This is a genomic window from Bacteroidales bacterium (genome assembly GCA_014860585.1).
Classification (GTDB): domain Bacteria; phylum Bacteroidota; class Bacteroidia; order Bacteroidales; family 4484-276; genus RZYY01.
In genome coordinates, this window is record JACZJL010000044.1 from 1 (window position 1) to 26,546 (window position 26,546).

Below are 26,546 nucleotides of genomic sequence, written 5' to 3' on the forward strand. Positions count from 1 at the left end.
GGTCTGCCCTTTAACGGAGGTGTTCTCCTCGGCTCTTCTGACAAGGTAGGGGATGACGTGCTTCACCGGGCCATAGGGAAGATATTTTGCCACGTTGTAACCGGCGTGTGCAAGGTTAAAGCTGATGTGGTCGCTCATGCCGTAAAGCTGTGAAAACCAGATGCGGGGATGGTCTTTGGGAAGATTGTGTTCGGCCATCAGTTCGGTGAGATAACGCGAGCTGAATTCGTTGTGGGTGCCATTGAAAATGGATATCCGATCAATATGGTCAACACAAAATTTGAGGGCTGCATTAAAATCATTATCTGTGTGTTCCTTATCAGGTTGAATGGGAGATGGATAACCCATTTGCGCTGCTCGTTCGCGTTCTTTTTCCATATAAGCGCCGCGGACAAATTTTGCCCCGAGGAAATAATTTCCCTTCACAGCCATTTCGTAAGATTGTTTCAAAAAGTCGAGCCGGTCGTGGCGATACATCTGGAAAGTATTGTAAACAATGGCCCGCTGTCGGTTGTATTTCGCCATCATTTCATTCACCACATCATCAATAAATTTCTGGTACCACGAATCTTCGGCGTCAATCAAAATGGGAATCCCTTTTTCGAAGGCAGTTTTGCACAGCAGTTCAACCCTCTGGCGGAAATTGGCTGCCTCCTGCTCTTCTGCTTCTGTCAGTTTCTCACCTGCACTCACTTTGGTCAGCACCGCGCTGGTTGTAAATGCCGTGGGTTTGAAAACCGCGAAGGGAATGTTGGGATTTGATGCGGCGTTTTCGATGGTTCGCAGTGTTTCTTCAAGTGCATGGGTTATGCCAACAAGGGAGTCGGTCCCTTCGACGGAGTAGTCGAGGATGGCTTTTACGTTGAATTTGCTGAGTTGCTCCACTGTGGGAATACATTCAGAAATGGTTTCGCCGCCTACAAACTGCCGGTAAATGGTCGGCTTAACAAACCAATTGACCGGAAAGCCAATTTTCAAAAAATTCTGGGTTATCCCACCTCCCAGCCTGACAATCCAGGTTTGTGCCAGTGCGCTGAATAAAAGGTAGGACCTGTTTAAATCGTAATTGCTCTTGCTTTTAAAAGCGATCTCAGTGTTGTCGAATGATACCATGACATTTTTTTGGCAAATGTAAAAACACAATTCAAATAAATCACACCTAAGGCAAAATTCCTTATTTTTGACAGCGTATGCAGGCTGTAAAAAGTTAGATAAATAACAATTGGAAGCCCATGTTGTTAAGTGTTTGAAGCATTTTATATGATTTATCAGATATGAAGAATTCATTGTATTCATTGGTTACCAAAACCATTATTCTGAACGAGGGAGACCCAGAGGAAAAGCGAAAAGAGATGCTCGATTATTTCCACAAAACCTTCGACATCGACGAGAAACTCTATGAGACATTAAAAAGCGACGAAACCTTTTACATGCGGGCAGACCCGCTGAGGCATCCGTTAATTTTTTATCTTGGTCATACAGCAGCATTTTACATTAACAAGCTGATCCCGGCCAAACTCATCGAATATAGGGTAAATCCGGAGTTTGAATCCATTTTTGCCGTAGGTGTGGACGAGATGTCCTGGGACGATCTGAATGAAGCAAATTACAACTGGCCGGCGGTGCAGGAGGTGAGGAATTACCGAAATAAAGTGAGGCAGGTTATGGATCAGCTAATTAAAACCATGCCGCTCGAAATGCCCATTAACTGGGAAAGTCCATGGTGGATTATCATGATGGGAATTGAACATGAGCGCATTCATCTCGAAACATCTTCAGTCCTTATCCGCCAGTTGCCCGTTGATCAGGTAGTGAAACATCCTTTTTGGAGAATTTGTGAAAAATGGGGTGATGCGCCCGAAAATGAATTGATCGAAGTTCCCGGAGGTTTGGTTAATCCCGGCAAGAACCGAGATCATCCACTTTACGGTTGGGATAACGAATACGGAAAAATCACTGGGGAGATCATGCCCCTTAAAGCTTCTAAATATCTGGTTTCAAATCAGGAATTCCTTGAATTTGTCAAGGAAAATGGATACGAAAAACAGGAGTTTTGGACCAAAGAGGGCTGGGCGTGGCGGAATTATCGCAAATCCAACCACCCGATATTTTGGATAAACGATGAAAATGGCAATTGGAAATTCCGGACTATGCTCGAGATCATTGAAATGCCCTGGAACTGGCCGGTGGAGGTGAATTACCTCGAAGCAAAAGCTTTTACGAACTGGAAAAGTAAAACCACCGGAAAAAAACTGAGGCTGCCTACGGAAGAAGAATGGGTTCATTTCCGCAACCAGCATAACATTCCCGACCAGCCATACTGGGAAAAAGCGCCGGGTAACATCAACCTTGAATACTTTGCTTCATCAGTTCCGGTAGATACCCACAAATTCAGCGATTTCTTCGACGTGATCGGCAATGTATGGCAATGGACCGAAACGCCGATCACAGGCTTTCCCGGTTTTGAAATCCACCCTATTTATGATGATTTCTCTACTCCAACCTTTGACACGCGGCATAACCTGATCAAAGGCGGATCGTGGATTTCGACCGGCAACGAAGCAACCCGCGACGCACGCTATGCCTTCCGCAGGCACTTTTTCCAGCATGCCGGATTCCGCTACATCGAAACGGACACGCCACCAAAAATCAGAGAAGACGTGTATGAAACCGATGCACTTGTTTCGCAATACTGTGAAGCGCATTATGGCAAGTCCTATTTCGGCGTGGAGAATTTCTCCAAAAAGTCAGCGGAGATTTGTCTGAAATATATGGAAGGCCGCCCCATGAAACGCGCCCTTGACCTGGGTTGCGCGGTTGGCCGAACCACTTTTGAGCTGGCGCGCAAATTCGATTTTGTCACCGGACTCGATTTCTCAGCTCGCTTTATTCGCATCGCCGACGAATTAATCCGGAAAGGAATTGTGCGTTATGTTCTGACTGAGGAAGGTGACCTGGTGTCGTATCATGAGGTGAATATTGAAAACCTCGGTTTCAGAGGACTTGAGCACAAAGTTGAGTTCTTCCAGGCAGATGCCGTTAACCTTAAGCCGATATTTACAGGCTTTGACCTGGTTTTTGCCGGAAATCTGATTGACCGGTTGTACGACCCGGGCAAATTTCTCGACAGCATCCACGAACGGATCAATCCCGGAGGCATATTGGTGATCGCCTCACCCTATACCTGGCTTGAAGAATATACCCAACGCGATAAATGGATCGGGGGATTCAAAAAAGATGGCGAACCGGTTACTACACTTGACGGGCTCCATATCCAACTTGATAAGAACTTTCACCTGATTGACGGACCGCTTGAAGTTCCTTTCGTGATCAAAGAAACCAGGCGTAAGTTTCAGCATACACTTTCGGAATTCACTGTCTGGCAGAGGAAATAAGACCACTGAAAAAGCTGCGGAGAACAATGTGTCTGTAGTTTATATCATAGTTGGCGTGCATTGTAAAAGAAACCGAAACAGATACTTGAGAATTAAAATGATTAACATAAAACTAACTGAATGAAAACTGGATTAATAGTAATTGGAATTGTAGTAGTTATTGGGATAATATTTTTTATCTCAAAGACATCAGGAAATAAAAAACCAAAGATACAAGTTGCAAAGCGGATTAAACTTGACCAACTTGAGACTGTTATGGAGCAATTAAAAAATAAAAATCTTGAATACGATTTATTCGGTATTACATCAAATGGTTTAGATTGTATCTATTTCGTTGATAACAATGGAAAGATAAATATAGAGTTTGAAGCTATGGTTAATGAACAAAAACCATACATTGACAAGATTAAAGAATTTGGCAAATCAAACGGATATCAAGTGACAATGACAACTTATGGAAATAAAACTAGGTATGAAGACCTGAAAGAAGCTCCAGTTGTAAAAATAGAATCCAATTTGGACACGAAATCTGCGACAGAATTTGGTAAACGGATTATGAAAGAGATTTTTAATTGTAATGAGTTGACTGAATTTGATGTTGTACCTTAATTGACAAAAATGATTTAAAGAAAATAAACAACGACACGCCAACACGCGGTATAAAAAATTGCCGGGACAGTAGGTTATTCAAGGGTTGTAGCCCGCTCCAACTTTTGTGTAACTTGACAGGAAATCGCCCGCAATCGGCAACTTTTCATACCGCCAACGATTTGAGTTTATAACAATTTACTATTTTCACGGCAAAATTTATAGGATGAAGCTGAAGGTTTATCAGATTTTGAATATTGTTGGCCTTGTTGCCATGATTGCGGTGAATTACCTTGCCAATACCTTGCCGATCGGTGGCAGAACCACTGGCGAAGTTTCGGCCGGTTTCAGGTCGCTGTTTACTCCGGCAGGGTTTACATTTTCCATTTGGGGTATTATTTATCTTCTGTTGATCGCATTTTCCATTTACCAATCCAAGGGTATTTTCAGCGATAGCAACCTGAAACAAAACCGGTTTTTGTACCGGATCGACAGTTGGTTTTTTATTTCCTGTATAGCCAATATGGCGTGGCTTTTCGCCTGGCATCACCAGGTGATCTGGCTGTCAGTTGTATTTATGGCCATTTTGCTTGGATCACTCATCATGATCTATTTGAATCTTGGCGCAGGTAAACGCATTATCAGCCGTGCAGAGCACTTCCTTGTGCATGTGCCGTTCAGCGTTTATCTTGGTTGGATCACGGTAGCTACCATTGCCAATGTTTCCATTTTCCTTGTACGAATAAACTGGGATAAATTTGGCTTTTCGGATGAGCTCTGGACTGTTGTAATGATTTCCATTGCCACTGCTGTCGGGATTTATATATTGCTCCTGAGAAAAGATTTCTTTTATAGCATTGTCATTGTTTGGGCCTTTTTAGGGATTATTTCAAAAAGGTTAACCGACGAAGCCGAGTCCATGGAACCGATTATCCTTACCGCCGGCGCAGGAATCCTAATGATTTTGGCAATCAACATATTTTACGCAGTGAAACGGTTTTTGTGGAGCCCTGACAGGGTCTGAAACCCTAACAGGGTTTTAACTCGTCTGAAATCGAAACTTTGGTGTTCATCAATTTTGCTTTTCGGTTGTTTATAATTACAACGAAGCGTAAAAACCCATGCACGACATCAAAACATACAGCCAGGTCAGTCATGATGATGATTCGATCAACTTCAGGATTTCGCGGATGGAAGAAATCTGGGAAGCGCGTAAAGGAAAAAAGGACGATCCCCATCGCCATGAGTATTACACGGTTTTATTGGTAAAACATGCCAACGGTAAACATATCATTGATTTCTTTGAATATCCGCTTGCGCCGTACCAGTTGTTTTTCATCAGTCCCGGACAGGTGCACCAGGTCATCGAATTTGAACAATCTCATGGTTACGCCATCCTCTTTTCACCACAGTTTCTGTTAGAAAACCATATCCCGTTTTATTTTATTGACGACCTGGCCTTGTTCAACGATTACGGTCAATCACCTCCTTTAACCCTCAGCGTAGATGAATATAGCCTGATGTCGAATTTTGCTGAAGAGATCATCAGAGCATACGATTCGGATTTAAAATTCAAAGACCAGGCCATCAGCGCTTACCTTAAACTATTGCTCATCAACAGCAACAACCTTTGTTCGCTAAGTATTGACAATACGCAGAAACAAGAGGCTGGAAATTCCATCCTGAAAAATTTCAAGCAACTTGTTGAAGGACATTACATGAATTGGCATCAAACTTCAGACTATGCCGCTGAACTCAACGTGACGCCCGATCACCTGAATCGTGTGGTCAAATCACTCATAGGGAAAACAGCCAAAGAGATCATCCAATCAAGGATCATTCTGGCTGCCAAAAGGCATCTTTACTTTTCAGGACTTTCTACCAAAGAAATCGGTTACAAACTTGGCTTTGCAGAACCTGCCAATTTCAGTGCATTTTTCAAAAAGGCGACCGGCGGTTCCCCTTTGAAATTCAAGGAAAAGGCATAATAACGGATTTTCATATCTTATTGACTGATTTTCGTATTGACCTGCAGAGCGTTTTGTAAGACTTTTGCAAAATGAAATATTATCTTTTAATTTTACCTTAATCATTTGATTTTTAACCAAAACCAACATGGACCATGGATAGAAAAATGTTCTTAACCAAAACAATATTGGCAACAGCAGCAGGCGCCGCAATGCCACTTATGCTGAATGCCGGTCAGATCAGAAAGAAAAATTCTGATTACGACCTGATGCTTGACCAGGTTGGATTTAACCATTTACCAAACAAGGAGAATAAAACAATGAACACTATTTTGCACAAAGCAGAAACCAGAGGACATGCCAATCATGGCTGGCTCGATTCTTATCACACCTTCAGCTTTGCCAATTACCGCAACCCGGACAGGATGCACTTTGGCGTGCTTCGGGTGCTGAACGACGACCGCGTAGCCGCAGGTCAGGGTTTTGGAACTCATCCGCACGATAACATGGAAATTATTTCGATCCCCCTCGAAGGAGATCTGGAACATAAAGACAGCATGGGAAATGTTGCCATCATCAAAGAGGGTGATATCCAGGTGATGAGTGCCGGAACCGGCATCTTTCACAGTGAGTTCAATAAAAATAAGGATCGTGAGGTGAAATTCCTTCAGATTTGGCTTTTCCCAAACAAGAAAAATGTGACTCCACGCTACGATCAGCTTTCGATCAAAGAGATCGGGCAAAAGAACCGTTTTTATCAGGTACTCTCGCCAAATGCCGGCGATCAGGGGGTCTGGATTCATCAGGATGCATGGTTCAGCATGGGGAACTTCGAAAGTGGCAAAACTGATTCTTATCAGATTAAAAAAACCGGAAACGGAGTGTATGCCTTTGTAATTGACGGAGAGGTAGAAATAAACGGACAGCACCTGGAAAAGCGCGATGGGCTTGGTATGTGGGACACCAGCGAACTGAGTCTTAAATCACTGACAGATTCCAGGGTGCTGCTAATGGACGTACCAATGACGATATAATTTGAAATTTTAATCCAACATATTAACCAGCAACTTAATTATCAAAACAATGAACACAAAAACAAAATGGGTAATTGACCCTACACATTCCGAAATTGGCTTTAAAGTGAAGCACATGATGATCTCGACTGTAAGCGGGCAGTTTGAAAAATTCGATGCCACAGTTGAAACCGACGGCGAGGATTTCACCACCGCATTTGTAGAAGTGAGCGTTGATATTGATTCGATCAATACAAAAGTGAAAGACCGCGACGCCCATCTGAAATCAGACGACTTTTTCAACGCAGCCGATTTCCCGAAAATGACCTTTAGATCCACAACATTTGACGGCGAAAAACTCACCGGCAATCTCACCATCAGAAACATAACCAAAGAGGTAGCGCTCGAAGTTGAATTCAACGGCATTGTGACCGATCCCTACGGACAAACAAAAGCAGGTTTTGAGATCACCGGCGAGATCAGCCGCAAAGAATTCGGCCTGAAATGGAATGCCGTAACCGAAGCCGGCAGCATCGTAGTTTCCGACAAAGTGAAGCTGGCCATCGGTGCGCAGTTTGTGAAGCAGGGGTAATTTATCCCATTCAAACCTGACAGGTTTCTAAAACCTGTCAGGTTTCAGCGCCAGGCAAGCCAGCTCCAACCGCAGGGAGAGCTAGTCCGACTTTGAAGAATGAAAAGGCGGGCTTGCCCGACCCCGACGAAGGAGGGGGCGGGGATGGAACCCTTTTTGTGGTTTTATAATCCAACCTCTACGAGGTTGCTATATTTTTAACCGTAACCACTTTTTGCTACAGTAATCCAACCTCTTCAAGGTTGCGCTGGGTGTTGAAGAAATGCCCGGTAGCGAGACTAATCCATTTGTTCAACTCCTGAGAATTCATTCCCTGAAAAGAACATGTTTTCTCTGCGGGAGAACATGGCAGTGTCTTTCAGACCTGTCAGCGTTTTGCCCGTTCAAAACCTTGTAAGTTTTCAATAAAAAACCCCGCACGGTGGCGGGGTAAAAAAATGAAAACAACTTCTTTTATGCTATTAGCTGTGCGCCAAGTTTAGCGCCGAGGAACTCTCGGTTCATGCGTGCGATGTGGGTAAGGTTGATGCCTTTGGGGCAGCGGGCTTCGCAGGCGCCGGTGTTGGTGCAGTTGCCAAAGCCCAGTTCATCCATCCGGCTGACCATCTTCTGTACGCGTTCTTTGGCTTCCACACGGCCTTGCGGGAGGAAGGCATACTGGGAGATTTTTGCAGATACGAAGAGCATTGCGGATGAATTTTTACAGGCTGCCACGCAGGCGCCACAGCCTACGCAGGTGGCTGCATCGAAGGCGGCGTCGGATTTTGGTGTCGGGATCGGTATGGCGTTGGCGTCGGGTGCGGCGCCGGCATTGGCTGAAATGAACCCGCCGGCCTGCATGATCTTGTCGAACGCCGAGCGGTCAACGATCAGGTCTTTGATTATCGGAAATGCACGGGAGCGCCAGGGTTCGATCACGATTTTGTCGCCATCTTTGAATTTGTACATCCGCAATTCGCAGGTGGTAGTTAGTTCGGCGGGGCCATGAGCATATCCGTTGATGTAAAGCCCGCAGCAACCGCAGATCCCTTCGCGGCAGTCGTATTCAAATGCCACAGGTGAATCGCCCTTTTCGATCAGCGTTTTATTGAAATAGTCGAGCATTTCGAGGAACGACATCTCTTCTGAAGCGCCTGTAAGCTGGTAAGTCACAAATTTTCCTTTGCTTTTGGCGTCTTTTTGCCTCCATATTTCGAGTGTGAGATTCATATCATTAAAGGTGTTTAGTTCGTGATTATTTGTAACTTCTTTCTTTGAGTTCCACGTTTTCGAAAACCAGCGGTTCTTTGTGCAATGTGTGCGGTTTGTCTTCGCCCATGTATTCCCATGCAGCCACGTAGCTGTATTCGCTGTCAATGCGTTTGGCTTCGCCTTCGGGGGTCTGGCTCTCTTCGCGGAAGTGAGCGCCACAAGACTCTTTGCGGTCTAAAGCATCCTGTATCATCAGTTTGGCAATGCCAAAGAAATCCGCCACACGACCAGCTTTTTCAAGCTCCTGGTTCAGTTCATTTTCGGTGTCGGCCACTTTCAGGTCTTTCCAGAATTCTTCTTCCAGCTCTTTTACCATTGTCTGTGCTTTCAATAGCCCTTCCTCGTTGCGCACCATCCCGCAGTAGTCCCACATGATTTTGCCCAGTCGTCTGTGGAAGGTTGTTGGCGTTTGCTTACCTTTGATGGAGAGCAGTTTATTGATTTTGTCCCTGACCTCTTTTTCGGCCCTGGCAAATTCGGGATGGTCGGTCGAGAGGCGTGGAGTTTTAATTTCTCCTGAGAGAAAATCGCCGATGGTAACGGGGATGATAAAGTAGCCTTCGCCTGAGCACTGCATCAATGAGCCGGCACCCAACCGGTTGGCGCCATGGTCGGAGAAGTTGGATTCGCCGATGGCAAACAACCCGTTAACGGTGGTCATCAGGTTGTAGTCAACCCAGAGACCGCCCATGGTGTAATGCCCTGCCGGATATATCCTCATTGGAACTTCGTAGGGATTGTCGCCGGTGATTTTGTGATACATTTCGAAGAGGTTGCCATATTTGTTTTCAATGGCTTTTTTACCTTGTTTTTTAATTGAGTCTTTGAAATCGAGATAAACCGAAAGGCCTGTTTTCCCGACACCATAGCCGGCATCGCAGCGCTCTTTGGCTGCTCTGGAGGCCACATCGCGGGGAACTAAATTTCCGAAGGCCGGGTAGCGACGCTCGAGGTAATAATCGCGATCTTCCTCCGGAATGTCGTTGGCTGCGCGGGTTTCTCCTTTATTTTTCGGAACCCAGATGCGTCCGTCATTTCTGAGCGACTCTGACATCAGCGTTAGCTTAGCCTGGTAATCGTTCAGCTGCGGAAGGCTCGTTGGGTGAATCTGGATAAAACTCGGATTGGCGAACAACGCGCCTTTTTTGTGGGCTGACCATGCAGCCGAAACATTCGATCCGAGGGCAAGGGTTGACAGATAATAAATCGTTCCGTAGCCGCCTGTAGCCAGCACAACGCAATGTCCTGCATGGCGCTCTATTTCACCGGTAACCAGGTTTCGTGTGATAATTCCACGCGCTTTACCATCAATAATCACCACGTCAAGCATGTCGCGACGCGGGTACATGGTCACCTTGCCTTTTGACACCTGGCGAATTAGTCCGGAATATGCACCCAGTAAGCATTGCTGACCGGTGGCGCCTTTAGCATAAAAAGTCCTCGACACCTGTACACCGCCAAAAGAACGGTTGTCGAGATAGCCACTGTACTCACGGGCAAATGGAACTCCGGCAGCAACCATCTGGTCAATGGTTTGGTTACTGACTTCGGCTGCGCGATACACATTGGCTTCGCGGGCACGGAAATCGCCACCTTTGATCACATCATAAAACAAGCGGTGAACACTGTCACCATCATTCTTGTAATTCTTGGCTGCATTTATTCCTCCCTGTGCTGCCACCGAGTGCGCCCGGCGGGGAGTGTCCTGAAAGCAAAACGCTTTAACATTGTACCCTAACTCTCCTAATGAAGAGGCTGCAGCAGCGCCGGCCAGGCCGGTACCAACAAGAATAATATCAAGTTTTGCCTTGTTGGCAGGATTAACCAGTTTGATATTCCTTTTGTGAATGCTCCATTTTTCTGCTAACGGACCTTCAGGAATTTTTGCGTCTAATTTTATCATAGTATATATGGAATTTTCATTAATAACTTGAACTGAAATAAATGACCATCGGAATGATGGCAAATCCAAGTGGGATGACAACTGATACAACCAAACTCAATTTCTTGACGAATGGAGTGTATTTGCTGTGGTTCCAACCCATGGATTGAAATGCTGACTGAAATGCATGATGCAGGTGAAAGCCCAGGAAGACAAAGGCAACCAGGTAAGCAATCACAAAACCCATCATCTTGAATTTTTCGATGATGAGCGAACCCAGATCGTGATATTCTTTCCCGTCATACATCACTGTTGGAACAATATCAGTAAATTTGGCCTTAAAGTAGAAATCAATCATGTGTATGAACAGGAAGATGAAAATCAACACCCCGGTATGGATCATAAATTTTGAGAAAAAGGAAAGCTGGGTGGTTGTGGTCACCTTGTAGCCCTGAGGCCTTGCCTTCCAGTTTTGCAGTTGAAGCGCCAGACCATAAAGGATGTGGATGATAAAGCCGCCAAAAAGGACGACTTCAAACACCTTTATCGCCGGATTGGTCCCCATAAAATGGGCTGCTTTGTTGAAAATTTCAATGCCAGATCCGGGAATCAGTACCGTGAGGTTAATGCCAAGATGCACCAGCAGAAACGAAATCAGAAACAAGCCCGCCAAAGCCATGATGACTTTTTTGGTGATGGAGGAGAGTTGTAAAGTAGAATTACCCATAAGATTAATTTTTTAGGTTTTTTGAAACACTTAATTTAAAAAGACCTTCTTTTGCACGAGAAACGAGCAAATTTATACTTAAAAAGCGTTCTGATTTATCACAGGACATTTTTTATTGGTAATTTATATTTTGTTTAAATTAACAAATCACAAAAATGAGATACGAACCTCTTGATCCTGCATTGTTTTCGGGCAACCGGGAACGGTTTGGCAGCCTGATGAAACCTGGCTCTGTGGCCATTTTCAATGCCAACGACGAATATCCACGCAGCGGAGACCAGTTCTACCCATTTCGCCAGCATTCGGATTTCTTTTACCTCACAGGTATTAACCAGGAAAAATCTGTTTTACTCTTAGCTCCTGATCATCCCGATCCAAAACTCAGAGAGATACTTTTTTTAGTGGAAACGAACGAAGAAATGGCTATTCGCGACGGAAGCAAACTCACAAAAGTGGAAGCTACCGCAATTTCAGGGATCAAAAACGTCCAATGGTTGAATGGCTTTGAGATGACAATGCGCGATCTGGTCATCTGGAGCGATCATGTTTTCCTGAACACTTACGAATATCCAAAATATTCTTCGGAAGTTTTTTCTCGCGACCATCGCTTTGCATGGGAATTACAGCGCCAATATCCGTCACATTGCTATGAACGTTCGGCGCCATTGATGACCCGCCTGCGTATGATCAAAACGGAAAAAGAAATCGACCTGATCCGACAGGCGTTAACCATCACTGAAAAAGCCTTTCGAAGAATGCTTAAATACACCAAACCTGGAGTTTATGAATTTGAAATCCAGGCTGAAATGGAGCATGAATTTCTGATCAATCGATCCACAGGCAGCGCATTTGCCCCGATAATCGCCAGTGGGAAAAACGCCTGTGTGCTGCATTATACCGAAAACGACAAGAGCTGTGAAAACGGCGAGCTGGTATTATTCGATTTCGGCGCTGAATACGCCAACTATGCCGCTGATATTTCAAGAACCATACCGGTTAACGGAAAGTTTAACCCGCGGCAGAGGCAATTGTATGAACTGGTGCTTAAAGTACAAAAATTATCGGTTCAACAAATGTTTCCTGGCAATACTATGGAGAAATACAATACTTTTGTAAACAATGAGATGGAAAAAGAGATGATCAGGATTGGCCTCCTTGATAAGGATGAGGTGGAAAAGCAAGACCCTGATCAACCCTTGTTTAAAAAATACTTTATGCACGGCACGGCACATCACCTGGGACTTGACGTTCACGATGTTATTCACAAATACGAACCCTTCAAAGCCGGCATGGTTTTTACATGTGAACCAGGAATTTATATCCGTGAAGAAGGAATTGGAATAAGGCTGGAAAACAATATCCTCATCACCGAAAACGGTCCGGTTGACTTGTCCTTCAACATACCGGCTGAGCCGGATGAAATTGAAGCATTAATGGCACAGCGATAATTTTTAAAATTAATTTCTTCGAAATGAATACAATCACATTCAGGAAAAAAACAATTCATTACAAAGTTGATGGCGATGGTGAAGCGCTGGTTCTTTTGCACGGTTTCATCGAGTCGATGGCAATCTGGGATGATTTTACATCTATTTTGTCGAAAAACTTCAAAGTCATCAGAATTGATTTACCCGGCCACGGGAAAACTCCTTTGATCGAAAAAACTCATTCGATGGAGTTGATGGCAGAAAGTATAAAAGCAGTGCTCGATGGTCTTGGGGTAAAAAGTTGTGTTATGGTTGGCCATTCGATGGGGGGCTATGTTACCCTTGAATTTGCCAAACAATATCCGGAGTTGCTCAAAGGCATTTGCCTGTTTCATTCACATGCTGCTGCCGACACGCAAGAAGCTAAAGAAAACAGGCAGCGTACAATTGACATGATAAAGCTGAATCGTAAAGGATTTATCAAGCAGTTTATCCCCGATCTTTTTGCTGAGGTTAATGTATTAAATTTCACCGCAGACATTGATCGCCTGTGGCATATTTCCGATAAAATGAGCGGCCAGAGTATTATTGCTGCCCTGCAAGGGATGAAGGAGCGCTCCGGCAAACTCGATCTTCTGCTCAATACCACCATTCCCGTGTTATTTATCGCCGGAAAGGAAGATATGCGCATTCCGGTGCAAAATGTACTTGCGCAGGCCATTTTGCCGCGCCATTCCGAAGTGCTGGTTCTTGCCGATGTCGGGCACATGGGATATATTGAAGCCAGACAAAAGACACTCGAAATGATTGTTTGCTTTGCACATAAGCAATTCCGGTAATTACAAAAAAAATCCCCCGGATACCGGAGGATTTTACGTTGAGATCAAATTTATTCTTATTTAATCCCTAATTTTTTCTTGACAAGTGGCATGATATCATCGCTGGGAGTTGCATAAAGCAACAGGCCATCCGTGCTGTTAAAAATGTAAGTGTATCCGCTTTCTTTGGCTACATCTTCAACTGCTTTACGGGCTTTTTCGATGAGCGGGGCTGTCAACTCATCCTCTTTACTCCTGAGGTCTGTTTGAGCCTGTGTATTAAATTCTTCCATTCTTCCCTGGATATCCTGAATTTCTTTTTCCTTGGTCTGACGGATGATATTTGACCAGGTAGCCTGGTTTGCCTGGTAGTCCATGTACTTGTTTTCCAACTCGGCTTGCATTGTTGCCAACTGGTTTTGCAATCCTTTTGCGTAAGCTTCATAAACTTTCATGATCGAATCCTGACCTGGCATGGCACTGTAGAGTGTAGCGAAGTTTACATGTCCGAATTTTTGTTGGGCTTGTGAATGGCCTGTAAAGGCAAACGAAACAAACACCAGTACTGTTAAAATTTTTCCTATTCTACTCATTTTAATTGTTTTATGATTTCAAAATTAATTTTTTCGGCCACAAAAATAGTCTAATATATTGAATTTCTGATAAATTCCTGTAAAAATATGATTGGTAACATGTTAACCGGTGGTCTACTCTTTCTTTACCCCCATGATACTTCCAATCTGATCCAATACTTCATCGCTGATGTTGTAACGCGGATTAACGTACATGATCACCGGACCACTTGCCTTGTCGAATATGAAGGCATAGTTTTGCTTATTGGCAATTTCTTCGATAGCATTGAAGATTTTTTCCTGAATCGGCTTTACCAATTCCTGTCGTTTTTTGAACAGATCTCCTTCCTGTCCAAACCGTTGTCGCTGTAATTCTTTGGCTTCACGCTCTGCCTTTATGATTTCTTCCTCACGCTTTTTCTTCAGATCTTCCGGGAGAAGAACTGCATCGGCCTGGTATGCTTTGTACATTTGGTCAATCTTGGCGAACTGCTCTTCGATTTCGGCCTGCCAGGTTTTGGAGAGATCGTCAATCTCATTTTGTGCATCCTGAAACTCAGGGATACTCTTCAGGATGTAGTCGCTGTCTACATAACCGAATTTCTGCGCAAAACCGTTAGCAGTAGCAAGGGTCATGATTAGGATGATTGACAAAAATACTTTGGTGATGAACTCATTTTTTTTCATGATTTTACCTCCTATTGATATTATTTTTTAATTATTTCTTTTGTTATCAAAATGCATTCCAAAAAAAGTGACCGTCCACCACGGGATTAATCAATGGACTGGTTGATCGAAAAGTGGAATTGTGCCCCGTTGGCGTTCGGCAAGCCGGGTACTTCATCAAACCCATAACCCCAGTCGAGGCCAAGGATACCAAACATCGGCAGAAAGACCCTCATGCCAAATCCCGCTGCACGATAAACTTTAAAAGGATTGAATGATGCAAAACTTTCCCAGGCATTTCCAGCTTCCAAAAATGTTAGCCCGTAAATGGTTGCACTAGGATTGAGTGAAAGTGGGAATCGCAGTTCAAATGTATATTTGCTGTAAATTGTACCACCAATATTGCGGTTTTTGTAATACTCCGGGGTGATGGTTTCATTTCCATATCCACGCATTCCGATCAACTCGCGGCCATCAAGGTTATTGTAGCCGGATAATCCGTCGCCGCCAAGGTAGAATCGCTCGAAAGGAGTAACTCCTATGTCTTTGTTATAAGCGCCCAGAAAGCCAAATTGTGTTCTGAAACTCACTACAAGGTTACTCACGGGGTTAGTGTAGAAGTTGGCTTTTATTTTCCATTTGTGGTACTCAATCCATTTGTATTTTTCTTCAACACTCATCAGGTTATAATTCTTATCGCTAAAAGCAGAATAAGGCGGTGTAACAGTTAACGAAAGCGAAACCTCGGAGCCTGAACGTGGATAAATGGGAGCATCAATTGAGTTTCGGGCAAGGACTATGTTGTAATTAATATTGTTATACTGACCAGTCCCGCCGCCGAAGGAGAATACCTGAGCGTAGTTTTTCAGGTTGTAAACCTGTAGGTTGATAGCCTGGTAAAGGGTAAAATAGTCATCCGGCCACTCAAGACGTTTACCCAAACCGAAAGTAATTCCATCTGTTGTGAAGGACGACCTGAGAGGGCTGTTCTTGGGTTGCCCGTTTGAATAAAGCGAATGAAAATAGGAAACGCTGAAGGCATGTGGTTTGCGCCCCCCAAGCCAGGGTTCGGTAAACGAGAAATTGTAGCTGATGTATCCTTTTCCATATGACTGCAGCCTGACTGATAGTTTTTGCCCATCACCTGATGGGATGGGTTTCCAGGCATCCTTATTGAATATGTTTTTCAACGAAAAATTATTGAACGACAATCCCAGTGTTCCGATAATCCGTCCGTAACCCCAACCACCTGATAACTCAACCTGATCGGCTGAGGTCTCTTCCACTTCGTAAATTACATCTACAGTGCCGTCAGTTGGATTAGGCTGAACATCAGGCTTGATGGTTTCGGCATTGAAATATCTTAGCTGGGCCAATTCTCTGGTTGTACGGATAATATTTGAACGATTGAATAACTGCCCCGGTCGCGATCTCAACTCACGGATAACCACATTGTCGTTTGTTTTGTCATTGCCTTTTACCAGTACCTTACTCACACGCGCCTGCTTGCCTTCACGTATTCTTACTTCAAGGTCAATGGTATCATTTTCAACATTTACCTCAATGGGCACCGCCTGAAAAAACAGGTATCCGTCGTCAAGGTACAACGAACTGACATCAATGCCTGCCGGGTTAAATGAGAGATTTGTATTCAGTAGTTCCTTATTGTAAATGTCGCCTTTTTTTATTCTCAGGACACTGCTTAGGAATTCATCCGTGTATTTGGTGTTGCCAATCCAGTTGATATCCCCAAAATAATATTGTGGCCCTTCCTCCACCTCGATGATGATACTTATGGATTTTTCATCTTTTCGGTAAATGGAATCTTTAACGATTCTGGCATCGCGGTAACCAAGAGACTGGTATTTGCTGATAAGGTTTCTCTTGTCTTCTTCAAAATCGGTTTCAATGTATTTAGATGACTTGAAAATTCTAATCCTTACATTTTCATTAAAATAATGGGTGGCTTGATCGTAAATGCTGTCAAACTGCAGGGAAAGCACTGCTTTTGTAACGTCCCAGATCAGAATTTCAATGTCGTCCAACGGCCGGAACACACCCATTTCCTTGGTATTTTTGAGTGCACGTAAAGCTTGCTCGGTGGAAAGGTCCTTGTTTCCAGACAGCTCGATCTGGTAAATTTTTATTTTTTCTTTTTTATCAATATTGAAAATGAGGGTAACACTATTTACTCTTGAAGTATCAGGTATCTGATCTATTTCGACCTGCGTATCAAGGAAGCCCTTTTTTGTAAAGTAGCTGACAATGCGGTAACGTGCAGTAGCAACCATATTTTCGGTGACAACATCTCCGGCATTGATTTTTATTTCGTCTTTGAGGTTATCGCCTTCCGATTTTGATACGCCGTTGAAAGAATACTTTGACATACGCGGCCGCTCTTTCAGCTCGATATTAAGGAAAATCAGGTTATCCTTGACATCGGTGGCGGCAATGCTAACATGCTCAAAAAGTCCCTGTTTCCATAAATTGTTGATCGCATCCCGGAATTTGTCGCTGGGGATTTTAATTTTTTGACCTACAGTCAGCCCCGAAATCATAATCAGTACATTTTTGTCAAGGTATTCAATCCCTGTGACAGTGATACCGCCAATTTCATATTCAGATGGCTGCATGTAGTCAATCTGAAATTCAGTTTGTCCGATAGTAACTTGTGCGGATAAGTGAAATGAAAGGCTGATTAAAATTAAAGCCAGGCATCCCGAAAACCAGGACAACACGGGAAGATTAAAAATCGGTTTGAATAATTTCGTCATTTCAGATGTTTACTTTCTCACTGATTTGTTCACTGGTTTTTCCAAATCGTCTCTCTCTGCATTGAAAATTCACAATGGCCTGGTAAAAATCTTCTTTTCTGAAATCAGGCCATAACTTTGGTGTGATGTAAATTTCTGAATAGGCCAACTGCCAAAGGAGGAAATTACTGATCCTGAATTCGCCGCTTGTGCGGATCAGCAACTCGGGGTCGGGAAAATCTTTGGTATAAAGATGGTTGGAAATTACCGCTTCATTAATATCGTCAATGGCAAGCTCTTTTTTGAGAACACGACGGGCAATTTCTTTTGTAGCTTCCATAATTTCGTGATGAGAACTGTAACTTAACGCAAGGATAAGGTTCAGCCGTTTGTGGTTTTTGGTTTTTTCTATTGCCCATTGCAGATGTTCATATGTTTTCTTTTGCAGGGCAGTGAGGTTCCCGATGGCAAGCAAACGGATGTCATTATCAATCAATGTTTTCATCTCACTATCGATGGTTTTGATTAAAAGTCGCATGAGTGCATCCACCTCATGGCGGGGTCGCTTCCAGTTTTCGGTTGAAAAAGCATACAATGTAAGGAACTCAATCCCAATCTCAGCGGCAGCCTCGGCAGTTTCACGCACAGCCAACACACCGTTTTCATGCCCTAAAGTTCGCATCAATCCCTGTTTCTTTGCCCACCTGCCATTACCGTCCATAATAACGGCAATGTGTCTGGGCAACCTTTCCATATCTATTTTTTCTTTAAAACTCATCTGCTTGTTAAAGGTAAAACCAACATTGTTGTTTCACCGGATAGGATTTTAATATAATTTATCCTGGTTAAAAAGTTTGCAAAAGTAGCACTATTTGAACTAACGATCAAAATCAACGCAAGTAGATTTCTCACCAATGGTAAACCGGTAAATCAACGTAATGCCTGCAAAGGAATACCAGTCATTGTTCTGAGGATTTCCACGCTGCATGCCTGGTTGATGTTTTATGGGTGATGGATCCGAAAGTACTTGTCTCGTGCGGATTTCATCAGGTGATAGCTGGTTAAAATCAACATAATAATTACCGCTGATATCATCCAGATAATCAGTAAATGTTTTACGCATACCCCATTCAGCGGTCATTCCCAACCGGTTGGTAAGGCTATATTTAAAACCAAAACCAAAAGCCATGGCAAAACTGAAAAGGCTGTATTGATCCTCTTCACCCTGACCTTCAGTACCAATATCTCTCAGGTCAATTGTTTCTCCCTGGTACTCGGTTTTCGGGCTAAAACTAAAGAATGCCGGGCCGGTAAAAAGAAAGGGAGAAAAATAATACACATGACTACCAGAAAAATATTCAAGGAAGTTAAATTCAACAAGAGCCGAAAGTTCTGAAATATTCGAAGAAAACCTGAGGTTTCGCATCTCATTCACTTTACTTACCGCATCGTCTCCGGCTACTTCGCCACGAATCAACTGACCCCGCATTGCCCAGCGATCGTTAAAGTTAAAGCGAACCAGACCCCCAATAGCCGGACGGGTAAACAAAAACTGCTTACCCGGATTCAACTCACCCAGATAATAGGAGCCTCCGCCGAAAACACCAATATCAATGTCCTGTCCTTTCACCGGATAAAATGAAATAAACATAAGGATAAAAAAAACTGCTGCTATTCCTATTTTACGCTTCAAACCTATTCTTTTAATCAAATTTGTATGTCACATGATGAACTGAAATTCCTTCTTCAGGGGTTTCAACCTGGTATTCAAGCCGAAACCCGCTCATATCGCAAAATGTTGTACCAATACCGCTGATAATTGTATCGGAAAGGCTGTAAGTAAGATCAATATTTCCAATCGAATCGGGGATCATTATCAGGTTGAAATGGCTTCCGAAATTATTGAAATTATAAACCTTTATCCAGTTGAACGTGGTGCTGAATAACTCGCAGTTGATGTGGTATGGTGGAACAATCTGGTTAAATGGCTTTATCGTGTCGCTGGCTAAAAATCGGCCCTGATAAAAAGCATTTGAAAGAGGTTTTATTTCCACACGCCGGCTTGCCAATGCAGTATTGCCATCGGCATCTGTTGCCTTGTAATCAACCGTGTAAACGCCTACACTATCAGTGTTCACGGTTGAAAAGTCTACTATCATTTCAATTTGCTCAACTGATGTAAGGTCATCTTTCAAAATGAAACCCGGTTCGGTGAAATTGCATCCCGGGAACATAGTCAAAGGATTGCTTCCCTTAAGGATCAAGGTAGGTGGAATTTTGTCATCCATGACTTTTTCACAGGAATAAAAAGCAAGGAAAATGACGATAAGAAAAAGTGAGAATTTTACGAATTGTTGCATACTTGAAGAAAACCACGAAATTCAGCATTTTAAACTCTGGTTGTCCATTTTTAGTATGTATGCGTTACTGGAATGGTGCAATGGGCTGGAAAATGGGGAAAGGGGAAATGCATGCCCGGATGCGACTAAGGAGGATGTCATATCGCTTACTGCCTGCTGCTTACTTTCTGGCGCCCTACTCCTCCCTGAATCGGTTCCTCTGATCCTTACCCCAAAGGAGTTTTTCGCGAATGGTGCTGAAGAAATCTTTATTTTGGAGCTGGATGAGGTTGATTTTGAAATCGGCCCTTTTAATGATCATTTCGGCGGTGTGGTCAATTTGCCCGAATCTTGAGTCAAGACCAATCAGGTACTGCTCGTTGCGGCCTCCGATGGTAATCCGGATGGTACATTTATCAGGAATTATAATTGGTCGGACAGTGAGGTTGTGGCTGGCAATGGGAGTAATCACGAAGTTTTCACAATCGGGTGCTGCGATTGGCCCGAAACAGCTTAGTGAATAAGCTGTTGAACCGGTTGGGGTAGCAATCAGCAAGCCATCTGCCCAATAGGTGTTGAGAAATTTCCCGTCAACGAAAACATTGATTACTGCAAGTGAATGTGTGTTGGATTTTGTGATGGAGAACTCGTTCAGGGCAAAATTTAGTTGGCCAAATATGTTCCCATTGGTTTCCATGCTTAAAAGTGTCCGCTGATCAAGTGCATAGTCTCCGGAAATTACTTTATCAATTGCAGGAAGAATCTCATCTTTTGATATGCTCGATAAAAATCCCAATCTTCCCAGGTTTACACCGAGAATCGGAATCCCCGAATCCCTTACCAATGTAATGGTGTCGAGCAAAGTGCCATCACCACCAATCGAAAGCAGCATTTCAGCATCGTTCTTTAATTCTTCATGGGTGTTAAAAAGCGAAATGTTACTATTTAAAGCTACCTTAGATTCAATTTTATCATAAAATGGTTCGTAAATCAATAACCTGCAATTAAAAACTTTGAGCTTATCCAATAACTGCTGAAGATAAATTACCCCTTCCTGATCGATGGACTTCCCGAATAAAGCAACCTTTTTGATCATTTTGCCTGTATTAAACATGCAGCAAAGGTATCGGGATTTTTTAGAATGTAAACGAAAAAGATCACTCAAACAAAAATCCAACCGCTAACGCAATGCGATTGTAGTTGGTGTAGGTTCTGCGCTCAGTTCCGGATTCCCAGTAGTTTTCTGAATCGTAAGACAGCTTTTGAAACCGGTAGGATAAACTGATCAGCAAAGCGCTGTGCCGGGCAATTCCTGCTCTGATACCGGCGCCAGCGCTAAACATCAGCCCACCGTAGGTTTTAGTAACCTGGTTTCCCCAGTAATTGTTCCCCAGATTTTGTTCAAGGGTAAATGAATAACCTCCCTGAGCTATCAGGAAAGGTGAAAAACCTTCGTTGTCAAAAAAGTACCTGACATCGGCAAACATTGGTAATACTCCCCAATCATAGTATTCATAACCAACCCCAATTCCGGTGGTCAGTTCTGGCAGGAATTTATACCCATTGACCATGGTAAAAGATGAAATAACGTCGTTGTCATTTTCTCCCTGTCCGAATAATAGTCCTGCAGAACTGATATTGAAGTAGCCTATTGGCCTGGCTGTGAAATATTTTCCACCAGAATACACACCCATACTGTCAATCTCATGGTGATCATAGCGCCAAATACCGCATTCATTGGCAATTTTGACACCTTCAGCGCTGTCGTTATGCACAATTCGACCGGTTACAACAGAGCCGTTTTTAAGGTAAACAGCATCTCCTTTTAGCTTTTGGGCTGCCACATCCTGAAGCAGCAGCCCAACAGCAAGAACAATCATTGACCGTAAAACGAATTGTTGTTTAATCACGGAAAATCCTGTTTTAGTTTCCATCCGAAATAACCGGTATTGAACTCAATAATACGATTTCATTGTTGTTCGTATAGTCGTACTGATACAGACCGTCGGCGCCGATCATCATCAAAACGCCATTGAACGGAATCACATCGTAGGCTTTGATTTCGGGGAAATGGGCCAATTGATTCATGTGAATTTCCATCGGGTCGGTGGCGTCATAAACCTTCAATCCTGCATCACCATCGCACACAAAAAGTACACTGCCGTCTATGCCAAGCCCATGCGGATTAAACATAGGATAGGTTTTGACTAAAAATGGATTTTGAAGGGACGAAATATCAATCACATCCAGTTGGTTGGTAAAGCCAAAACATTGTGTACCTGAGCGCAAGGTTACATAAGCCAGATTACCCTGTACTACGACCGGATCACAAGAGTTGATGTGGTCAAACGCTGATACGAAAACCGGAGTAGCCGGGCTGGAAAGGCTGTAAACCAACATCCCCGTTGTTGTTCCCAAAAACAATTTGTCCTGATAAGGAAAGATGGTCTCAACAGCCCTTTCCAAAGAAACCTGATTGCCTGTGCTGATCCCGGGAATATTGGCGATATTGAACAGTTTCAGCGTGTTGTTCTGCACAACGTACATGTAATCGCTATAGATGGTAAAACGAGCCATTGAACCGGCAATTCCGGTTGAGGACATTCGATTGAAGGTTATTTCTGAGGATGCAAGGTTTGCAACACCCCACCCATCAAACGACACCCATTGTTTGTTATACGCATTGCCTTTTTCGATGGTTTCGGTGTGCTGTTTTACGTTCCATCCAACCACCACTCCTCGCTCAAAATCAAGATCAACGACGGGGAGTGAAATATCCATCGGAGGTAAAACATTGGGGAAAGCATTTTCGAGGCGATCTACCAGCACAGGAGCTGATGGATTAGTAATATCCAATGCAACCAGGTCGATGTAACTGTCGGCAAAAAGAATATTTTCGCGAATGGCCAGGTCTATATTGCCCGGAATCTCGATAAACGCAATTTTTTGTGGCGATGAGGGGTCAGTGTTATCAATGACATGAATTCCTTCGTTGATTTCATTGATGTAAAGCAGATTGTCCTTGAAATAGATCTTCCCGGGGTTGGATAGTTCCCGCGTTGCTGTAGTTTTCACTGAGCCTCTGAATTCATCAAAACTCATGTAAACAGGCTCATTGGCGGTGTAAGTAACCGTTTCATAAACTTTGTCGCGACAGCCGGTTGCGAAAAACATGGCTGAGAGCATCATTGCGAACATGGCCGTTGATAATTTACTCTTTTTCATAGCATGTAATTATTAATTTTAGTTGTTTAAATGATTGTTCAATTTTCAGGATTTTGCAGGCGAAACAATGAAGGACGCCATTTTTTAACCATTAGCGCCAGGTTGGTTCGCCTCCCACCACCTATTTCCATAAACCCTGAATGAAAAATGTATTTTTTATAATTTGTATCCAATTGTCAAATTTATTGTAAAAGTACTTACATTCACTTCTCCTTCTATACCGGTTTCTTCGATTTTCCAATCAGCAACGTTAGTGAAATCAACATAGTAATCAGCCCGAAATCCAAACTGAAGATTTGAATAGTCGTATTTCAATCCACCGCCAAGGATCATTCCAATCGCTAAGTAATTCAACTCATCAATATCTTTCAAGTCGTCGAAAATTTTGCTGCTGCTGACTAAATAATCAAGTCGGGGTCCAAAACTGATAAATGGAGAAACCGCCTCTTTAATCCGATATTTCAAATTAAATGTAGTGTTTATTGAAAAGTAATCTAAGGTCGGCTTTTCAGTCACTGTTTCACCTATTAAATCACCATTTATATTAGTGAGTTCTACTTCGCCTTTGCCACCTTTTCTGATCATACCGATGTTGCTCGATAAATTGTAGTATTGTTTATCCATGTAATCCAATCCGGTAAAAAAGGAATACCCTATTAATATTTCATTAAAAAATGAGTCATCATTAATTTCCTTTAGCTCCCAATCAAGTTTGGAAAAAGATGTGCCACCCTGAAATCTAATGGTTTGTCCGTTTGATAGCACTGCCATTGTTAATCCTATCAGAAGCAATCCTGTCTTTTTCATTTTTTCAAATATTAAAGTTTTCCGCGTCAATTATGATTAATAAAATTTTCATTGTCTTAAAGCTTAAACCTTAGTCCTGTCTGTACCGAAGGCCAGTATGGACTGGAGCTTCTGATGTTGAAAGGTTGTGTTTCATTCAGGAAGAAAATCTGGAACCCTGGCTGAAGATAAATGCTGATCAAATCACCGAGCTTATATTCCACGCCCAGCGATGTAAGCGACGAAAGCTGCATCCCGTCGGCTGTGTAGCTTGTGGACTGGCTATCGGTCAATTCACCGGAGTAGTAGTTGTTTGTTGAATACCACGTCTTAACCCCTTTCTCAAGCACCAAACCCTGTGAAGCATACAACCCAAACTTGCGACCGCTGATGATCGAAAACCTTACAGATAAAGGAACGCCTATGTAAAGGATTTCGCTGACATATTCTGTGTAGGCATTATTGACCGGATTGGTAGAAGCGGTCGTTTTTAAGCGGGTAAAAAGTAATCCGGTTTCAATCCCCCATTTTGCCGATAGCGCTTTGTTTACGGTAATTCCTATCGTTATGGGGTGTGTGTGTGTGGTGTTTTCCAGGTCTTCGAAACGCTTTGTTTCGGCAGCCAGTTCGTTTGAAAAGTAATCCTGGTTGAAATTTGCCGAATTTGATTCATAAGAAACTGACGGATCGCTTTCGGTATAGCCTGTTGTGGTACCATAGCCCAAACCCAGTTGCCAGCCTTTTCCCTTTGGTTTATCGGCAACGAAATCATCTTTTTGTAAAATCAGATCAAAATCTTTCAAAGCCTGTAGACTTTGCTCTGTTGCCCCAATTTCAGTGCTTTCTGCTTCTGCCTTGACATCCGCTGGCATCGGCTCCGCATCTTCTGAAGTTCCAGGCTCTGAAAGTGCAATTCGAATGTCCGACTCTTCCAGCAAATGATCTGATTCAACGATCAACTTTGAAGTACCGGTTATTTCGTTTTTCGGACTAGAGGAATGAACAACCACAGTGGGTTTTTCTGTAACGGATTTAAGTGAACTCGCTTCGGGGGTTGCATCAACATTTAGAGGATTATTTGCCTCAGGAACTACTGTTTCCAACTCCTTCAAAACCAAGGCGGGCTGGGTAATTTCAACAGTTGAATTGCGGTAAAACATCCATCCTGAAATACCAAACAGCAAAAGGAAAGCAGCGGCGGCGGCCAGCCTGGTGAAAAAGACAAGCCTTCTCCGGCGTTGCAGGCCTGCTTCTATCCGCGACCAGACAGCCGGAACAGGAGGGTAACTGAAATCGTTGAAAGATTCCTTTATCCCGTTCTCAAAGCTTGTATTTTTATTCTCTTTGCCCATTGTTTCTGTCGGCTGAAACTTTTGTTAGCAACTGTTTTTATTTCCCTTCATGATATGTCCTGAATTTTAACGGATCTGACATTATTATATCCATTACCATACTTTCTTTTTGCCCGTTTGAGATAAAAGTAACCCTTACTTCACTCTGAGGAGGATTTGTGTCAATACAAGAGTTACAAACGATACTTGTTGAGTCAACACAACTTTTGGCATCCATCCAGTCCTTAAGCTTTTTCAGGTTGTCATCTTGGTTGTTATTGTCAAGTGTTGATAGAAAATTGTCTATTAATGGACCTGTAGCTTCATAATTCTGACTAGCTACACATTCGCAAAATTTTTCATCGTCTGATGTTACATCCTTATCCTTTTTACATGAACTAATTGACAGGCAGGACAAGAGTATCACCAGGGTCACCAAAATTGATTTGTAATTCATAGTTGTGTTTATCTAATAGTTTCTATCTGTCGCCAATTCGTTTTTTCAACCAGGCCTTTGCCCTGGCGTATTGTGATTTGGATGTGCCTTCGCTGATATTGAGCATTTCGGCTATTTCCTGGTGAGAAAATCCTTCGATGGCAAACAGGTTAAAAACTGTCCTGAACCCTGCTGGTAATGACTGAATATGATTCAACAGTTCTGCCGTTTTTAGTTGTTTGAACGCATCAGGATAATCATCACTGACAGCGTAAGCCATTTCAATGTCAACGCTCTGTTTCAGTACATCCTTCTTTCTCAATATTTCAAGTGCGGTGTTGACCATTATTCTTTGCACCCACCCGTCAACCGGACCTTCCGACCGGAAGTGTTTCAGGTTTGTAAAAACCTTTATAAATCCTTCCTGCAAAAAGTCTTCAGCCATTTCGACATCTTCGGCATACCTCAGGCAAACTCCCATCATTTTAGGTGCAAAATGCTCATAAAACTGCTTTTGAGCATTGGTGTTACCTTTGAGGCATCCTCTAATGAGCTGTTCCATATCCATCAGAGGACGGCTTTGATTATTGGTTCAACATCGGTTAATTGATGCAGGGAGAAGCGAAAAAGTTGCACGGTCTGCTCGATGAAGTAAAATTTTATCATTGTCAAATATTAGGATATTTCACAAACAGTTAAAAGACTGGATTTTGAGAAGATTATTTTATTTCAGGATGAAGAAAAAACAAAAATCTATTTTGCGAAAAACATCAAAAAT

Annotated in this window: 25 protein-coding genes; 8 read left to right on the forward strand and 17 right to left on the reverse strand. The window is 43.0% G+C overall.

The features are described from left to right. Positions 1-1,113: proline dehydrogenase family protein (locus IH598_05065; GenBank protein MBE0637869.1), on the reverse strand; the 1,113-nt coding region annotated here is incomplete at its 3' end. Positions 1,114-1,274: 161 nt separating this feature from the next. On the opposite strand from IH598_05065, the gene ovoA reads away from it, so the two are divergent. The 6 genes from ovoA to IH598_05095 all read left to right on the forward strand — a co-directional run bounded on the left by ovoA (position 1,275) and on the right by IH598_05095 (position 7,555). Beyond that, positions 1,275-3,395 carry a 5-histidylcysteine sulfoxide synthase gene (gene ovoA / locus IH598_05070; protein MBE0637870.1) on the forward strand — a complete coding sequence of 707 codons (2,121 nt, stop codon included), beginning with the start codon at positions 1,275-1,277 and terminating at the stop codon, positions 3,393-3,395. A 120-nt stretch (positions 3,396-3,515) separates the two neighbouring features. Continuing rightward, positions 3,516-4,004, forward strand: coding sequence for a hypothetical protein (locus IH598_05075; protein ID MBE0637871.1), 489 nt, complete (start codon positions 3,516-3,518; stop codon positions 4,002-4,004). A 205-nt stretch (positions 4,005-4,209) separates the two neighbouring features. Next, positions 4,210-5,007, forward strand: a complete 798-nt coding sequence (locus IH598_05080) for a hypothetical protein (protein MBE0637872.1) — start codon at positions 4,210-4,212, stop codon at positions 5,005-5,007. 97 nt (positions 5,008-5,104) lie between these two features. Then, a complete protein-coding gene (locus IH598_05085; protein ID MBE0637873.1) occupies positions 5,105-5,971 on the forward strand; it encodes a helix-turn-helix domain-containing protein in 867 nt (288 codons plus the stop codon). A 134-nt stretch (positions 5,972-6,105) separates the two neighbouring features. Then, positions 6,106-6,984 carry a pirin family protein gene (locus tag IH598_05090; GenBank protein ID MBE0637874.1) on the forward strand — a complete coding sequence of 293 codons (879 nt, stop codon included), beginning with the start codon at positions 6,106-6,108 and terminating at the stop codon, positions 6,982-6,984. A gap of 49 nt (positions 6,985-7,033) precedes the next feature. Further along, positions 7,034-7,555, forward strand: a complete 522-nt coding sequence (locus tag IH598_05095; GenBank protein MBE0637875.1) for a polyisoprenoid-binding protein — start codon at positions 7,034-7,036, stop codon at positions 7,553-7,555. Between the two features lie 453 nt (positions 7,556-8,008). On the opposite strand, the gene IH598_05100 is transcribed toward IH598_05095, so the two are convergent. Genes IH598_05100 through IH598_05110 form a run of 3 tightly spaced genes read right to left on the reverse strand, consistent with a single transcriptional unit; the run spans position 8,009 to position 11,415 of the window. Further along, positions 8,009-8,764: a succinate dehydrogenase/fumarate reductase iron-sulfur subunit gene (locus tag IH598_05100; protein ID MBE0637876.1), complete on the reverse strand. Its 756-nt coding sequence runs from the start codon at positions 8,762-8,764 to the stop codon at positions 8,009-8,011. A gap of 25 nt (positions 8,765-8,789) precedes the next feature. After that, the gene (locus IH598_05105; protein MBE0637877.1) at positions 8,790-10,706 is read right to left on the reverse strand and encodes a fumarate reductase/succinate dehydrogenase flavoprotein subunit; all 1,917 of its coding nucleotides are present in this window, start codon (positions 10,704-10,706) and stop codon (positions 8,790-8,792) included. A 22-nt stretch (positions 10,707-10,728) separates the two neighbouring features. Further along, complete coding sequence (locus IH598_05110) at positions 10,729-11,415, reverse strand: succinate dehydrogenase cytochrome b subunit (protein ID MBE0637878.1); 687 nt, start codon at positions 11,413-11,415, stop codon at positions 10,729-10,731. 155 nt (positions 11,416-11,570) lie between these two features. Between IH598_05110 and IH598_05115 the strand changes: the two genes are divergently transcribed. Together IH598_05115 and IH598_05120 are read left to right on the forward strand one after the other, a co-directional pair. Beyond that, positions 11,571-12,863 carry an aminopeptidase P N-terminal domain-containing protein gene (locus IH598_05115; GenBank protein ID MBE0637879.1) on the forward strand — a complete coding sequence of 431 codons (1,293 nt, stop codon included), beginning with the start codon at positions 11,571-11,573 and terminating at the stop codon, positions 12,861-12,863. A gap of 23 nt (positions 12,864-12,886) precedes the next feature. Further along, positions 12,887-13,681, forward strand: a complete 795-nt coding sequence (locus IH598_05120) for an alpha/beta hydrolase (protein ID MBE0637880.1) — start codon at positions 12,887-12,889, stop codon at positions 13,679-13,681. Positions 13,682-13,737: 56 nt separating this feature from the next. Here the strand turns inward: IH598_05120 and IH598_05125 are convergent, their stop codons facing one another. From IH598_05125 to IH598_05185, 13 genes are all read right to left on the reverse strand, one after another. Then, complete coding sequence (locus IH598_05125; protein MBE0637881.1) at positions 13,738-14,253, reverse strand: OmpH family outer membrane protein; 516 nt, start codon at positions 14,251-14,253, stop codon at positions 13,738-13,740. Positions 14,254-14,367: 114 nt separating this feature from the next. Further along, a complete protein-coding gene (locus IH598_05130) occupies positions 14,368-14,919 on the reverse strand; it encodes an OmpH family outer membrane protein (protein ID MBE0637882.1) in 552 nt (183 codons plus the stop codon). An 86-nt stretch (positions 14,920-15,005) separates the two neighbouring features. After that, positions 15,006-17,672: a BamA/TamA family outer membrane protein gene (locus tag IH598_05135; protein ID MBE0637883.1), complete on the reverse strand. Its 2,667-nt coding sequence runs from the start codon at positions 17,670-17,672 to the stop codon at positions 15,006-15,008. Position 17,673: 1 nt separating this feature from the next. Continuing rightward, positions 17,674-18,429 carry an isoprenyl transferase gene (locus IH598_05140; GenBank protein MBE0637884.1) on the reverse strand — a complete coding sequence of 252 codons (756 nt, stop codon included), beginning with the start codon at positions 18,427-18,429 and terminating at the stop codon, positions 17,674-17,676. A 99-nt stretch (positions 18,430-18,528) separates the two neighbouring features. Beyond that, on the reverse strand, positions 18,529-19,344 hold the full coding sequence (locus tag IH598_05145; GenBank protein ID MBE0637885.1) for a hypothetical protein: 816 nt from the start codon (positions 19,342-19,344) through the stop codon (positions 18,529-18,531). 10 nt (positions 19,345-19,354) lie between these two features. Further along, complete coding sequence (locus IH598_05150; GenBank protein ID MBE0637886.1) at positions 19,355-20,011, reverse strand: DUF5011 domain-containing protein; 657 nt, start codon at positions 20,009-20,011, stop codon at positions 19,355-19,357. 175 nt (positions 20,012-20,186) lie between these two features. Next, positions 20,187-21,086 carry an NAD kinase gene (locus tag IH598_05155; protein MBE0637887.1) on the reverse strand — a complete coding sequence of 300 codons (900 nt, stop codon included), beginning with the start codon at positions 21,084-21,086 and terminating at the stop codon, positions 20,187-20,189. A 61-nt stretch (positions 21,087-21,147) separates the two neighbouring features. Beyond that, a complete protein-coding gene (locus tag IH598_05160) occupies positions 21,148-21,924 on the reverse strand; it encodes a hypothetical protein (protein ID MBE0637888.1) in 777 nt (258 codons plus the stop codon). After that, entirely contained in the window at positions 21,914-23,215 is a 1,302-nt protein-coding gene (locus tag IH598_05165; protein ID MBE0637889.1) for a hypothetical protein, read from the reverse strand. Before IH598_05165 ends, IH598_05160 begins: the two co-directional genes overlap by 11 nt. A gap of 156 nt (positions 23,216-23,371) precedes the next feature. Next, positions 23,372-24,022: a hypothetical protein gene (locus IH598_05170; GenBank protein ID MBE0637890.1), complete on the reverse strand. Its 651-nt coding sequence runs from the start codon at positions 24,020-24,022 to the stop codon at positions 23,372-23,374. A 56-nt stretch (positions 24,023-24,078) separates the two neighbouring features. Next, positions 24,079-25,353 carry a hypothetical protein gene (locus tag IH598_05175; GenBank protein ID MBE0637891.1) on the reverse strand — a complete coding sequence of 425 codons (1,275 nt, stop codon included), beginning with the start codon at positions 25,351-25,353 and terminating at the stop codon, positions 24,079-24,081. 37 nt (positions 25,354-25,390) lie between these two features. Next, positions 25,391-25,789 carry a hypothetical protein gene (locus tag IH598_05180; GenBank protein ID MBE0637892.1) on the reverse strand — a complete coding sequence of 133 codons (399 nt, stop codon included), beginning with the start codon at positions 25,787-25,789 and terminating at the stop codon, positions 25,391-25,393. A gap of 22 nt (positions 25,790-25,811) precedes the next feature. After that, positions 25,812-26,336, reverse strand: a complete 525-nt coding sequence (locus IH598_05185) for an RNA polymerase sigma factor (protein MBE0637893.1) — start codon at positions 26,334-26,336, stop codon at positions 25,812-25,814. Between the last annotated feature and the right edge of the window lie 210 nt (positions 26,337-26,546).

Excerpts from the sequence above, each read along its gene's own strand:
- IH598_05080 (MBE0637872.1), top strand. The coding sequence starts at position 4,210 with ATGAAGCTGAAGGTTTATCAGATTTTGAATATTGTTGGCCTTGTTGCC.
- IH598_05125 (MBE0637881.1), bottom strand. The coding sequence starts at position 14,253 with ATGAGTAGAATAGGAAAAATTTTAACAGTACTGGTGTTTGTTTCGTTT.
- IH598_05160 (MBE0637888.1), bottom strand. The coding sequence starts at position 21,924 with ATGGAAACTAAAACAGGATTTTCCGTGATTAAACAACAATTCGTTTTA.
- IH598_05090 (MBE0637874.1), top strand. The coding sequence starts at position 6,106 with ATGGATAGAAAAATGTTCTTAACCAAAACAATATTGGCAACAGCAGCA.
- IH598_05135 (MBE0637883.1), bottom strand. The coding sequence starts at position 17,672 with ATGACGAAATTATTCAAACCGATTTTTAATCTTCCCGTGTTGTCCTGG.
- IH598_05120 (MBE0637880.1), top strand. The coding sequence starts at position 12,887 with ATGAATACAATCACATTCAGGAAAAAAACAATTCATTACAAAGTTGAT.
- IH598_05155 (MBE0637887.1), bottom strand. The coding sequence starts at position 21,086 with ATGATCAAAAAGGTTGCTTTATTCGGGAAGTCCATCGATCAGGAAGGG.
- IH598_05185 (MBE0637893.1), bottom strand. The coding sequence starts at position 26,336 with ATGGATATGGAACAGCTCATTAGAGGATGCCTCAAAGGTAACACCAAT.
- IH598_05180 (MBE0637892.1), bottom strand. The coding sequence starts at position 25,789 with ATGAATTACAAATCAATTTTGGTGACCCTGGTGATACTCTTGTCCTGC.
- IH598_05095 (MBE0637875.1), top strand. The coding sequence starts at position 7,034 with ATGAACACAAAAACAAAATGGGTAATTGACCCTACACATTCCGAAATT.
- IH598_05100 (MBE0637876.1), bottom strand. The coding sequence starts at position 8,764 with ATGAATCTCACACTCGAAATATGGAGGCAAAAAGACGCCAAAAGCAAA.
- IH598_05075 (MBE0637871.1), top strand. The coding sequence starts at position 3,516 with ATGAAAACTGGATTAATAGTAATTGGAATTGTAGTAGTTATTGGGATA.
- ovoA (MBE0637870.1), top strand. The coding sequence starts at position 1,275 with ATGAAGAATTCATTGTATTCATTGGTTACCAAAACCATTATTCTGAAC.
- IH598_05130 (MBE0637882.1), bottom strand. The coding sequence starts at position 14,919 with ATGAAAAAAAATGAGTTCATCACCAAAGTATTTTTGTCAATCATCCTA.
- IH598_05165 (MBE0637889.1), bottom strand. The coding sequence starts at position 23,215 with ATGAAAAAGAGTAAATTATCAACGGCCATGTTCGCAATGATGCTCTCA.
- IH598_05110 (MBE0637878.1), bottom strand. The coding sequence starts at position 11,415 with ATGGGTAATTCTACTTTACAACTCTCCTCCATCACCAAAAAAGTCATC.
- IH598_05085 (MBE0637873.1), top strand. The coding sequence starts at position 5,105 with ATGCACGACATCAAAACATACAGCCAGGTCAGTCATGATGATGATTCG.
- IH598_05140 (MBE0637884.1), bottom strand. The coding sequence starts at position 18,429 with ATGAGTTTTAAAGAAAAAATAGATATGGAAAGGTTGCCCAGACACATT.
- IH598_05175 (MBE0637891.1), bottom strand. The coding sequence starts at position 25,353 with ATGGGCAAAGAGAATAAAAATACAAGCTTTGAGAACGGGATAAAGGAA.
- IH598_05115 (MBE0637879.1), top strand. The coding sequence starts at position 11,571 with ATGAGATACGAACCTCTTGATCCTGCATTGTTTTCGGGCAACCGGGAA.
- IH598_05170 (MBE0637890.1), bottom strand. The coding sequence starts at position 24,022 with ATGAAAAAGACAGGATTGCTTCTGATAGGATTAACAATGGCAGTGCTA.
- IH598_05150 (MBE0637886.1), bottom strand. The coding sequence starts at position 20,011 with ATGCAACAATTCGTAAAATTCTCACTTTTTCTTATCGTCATTTTCCTT.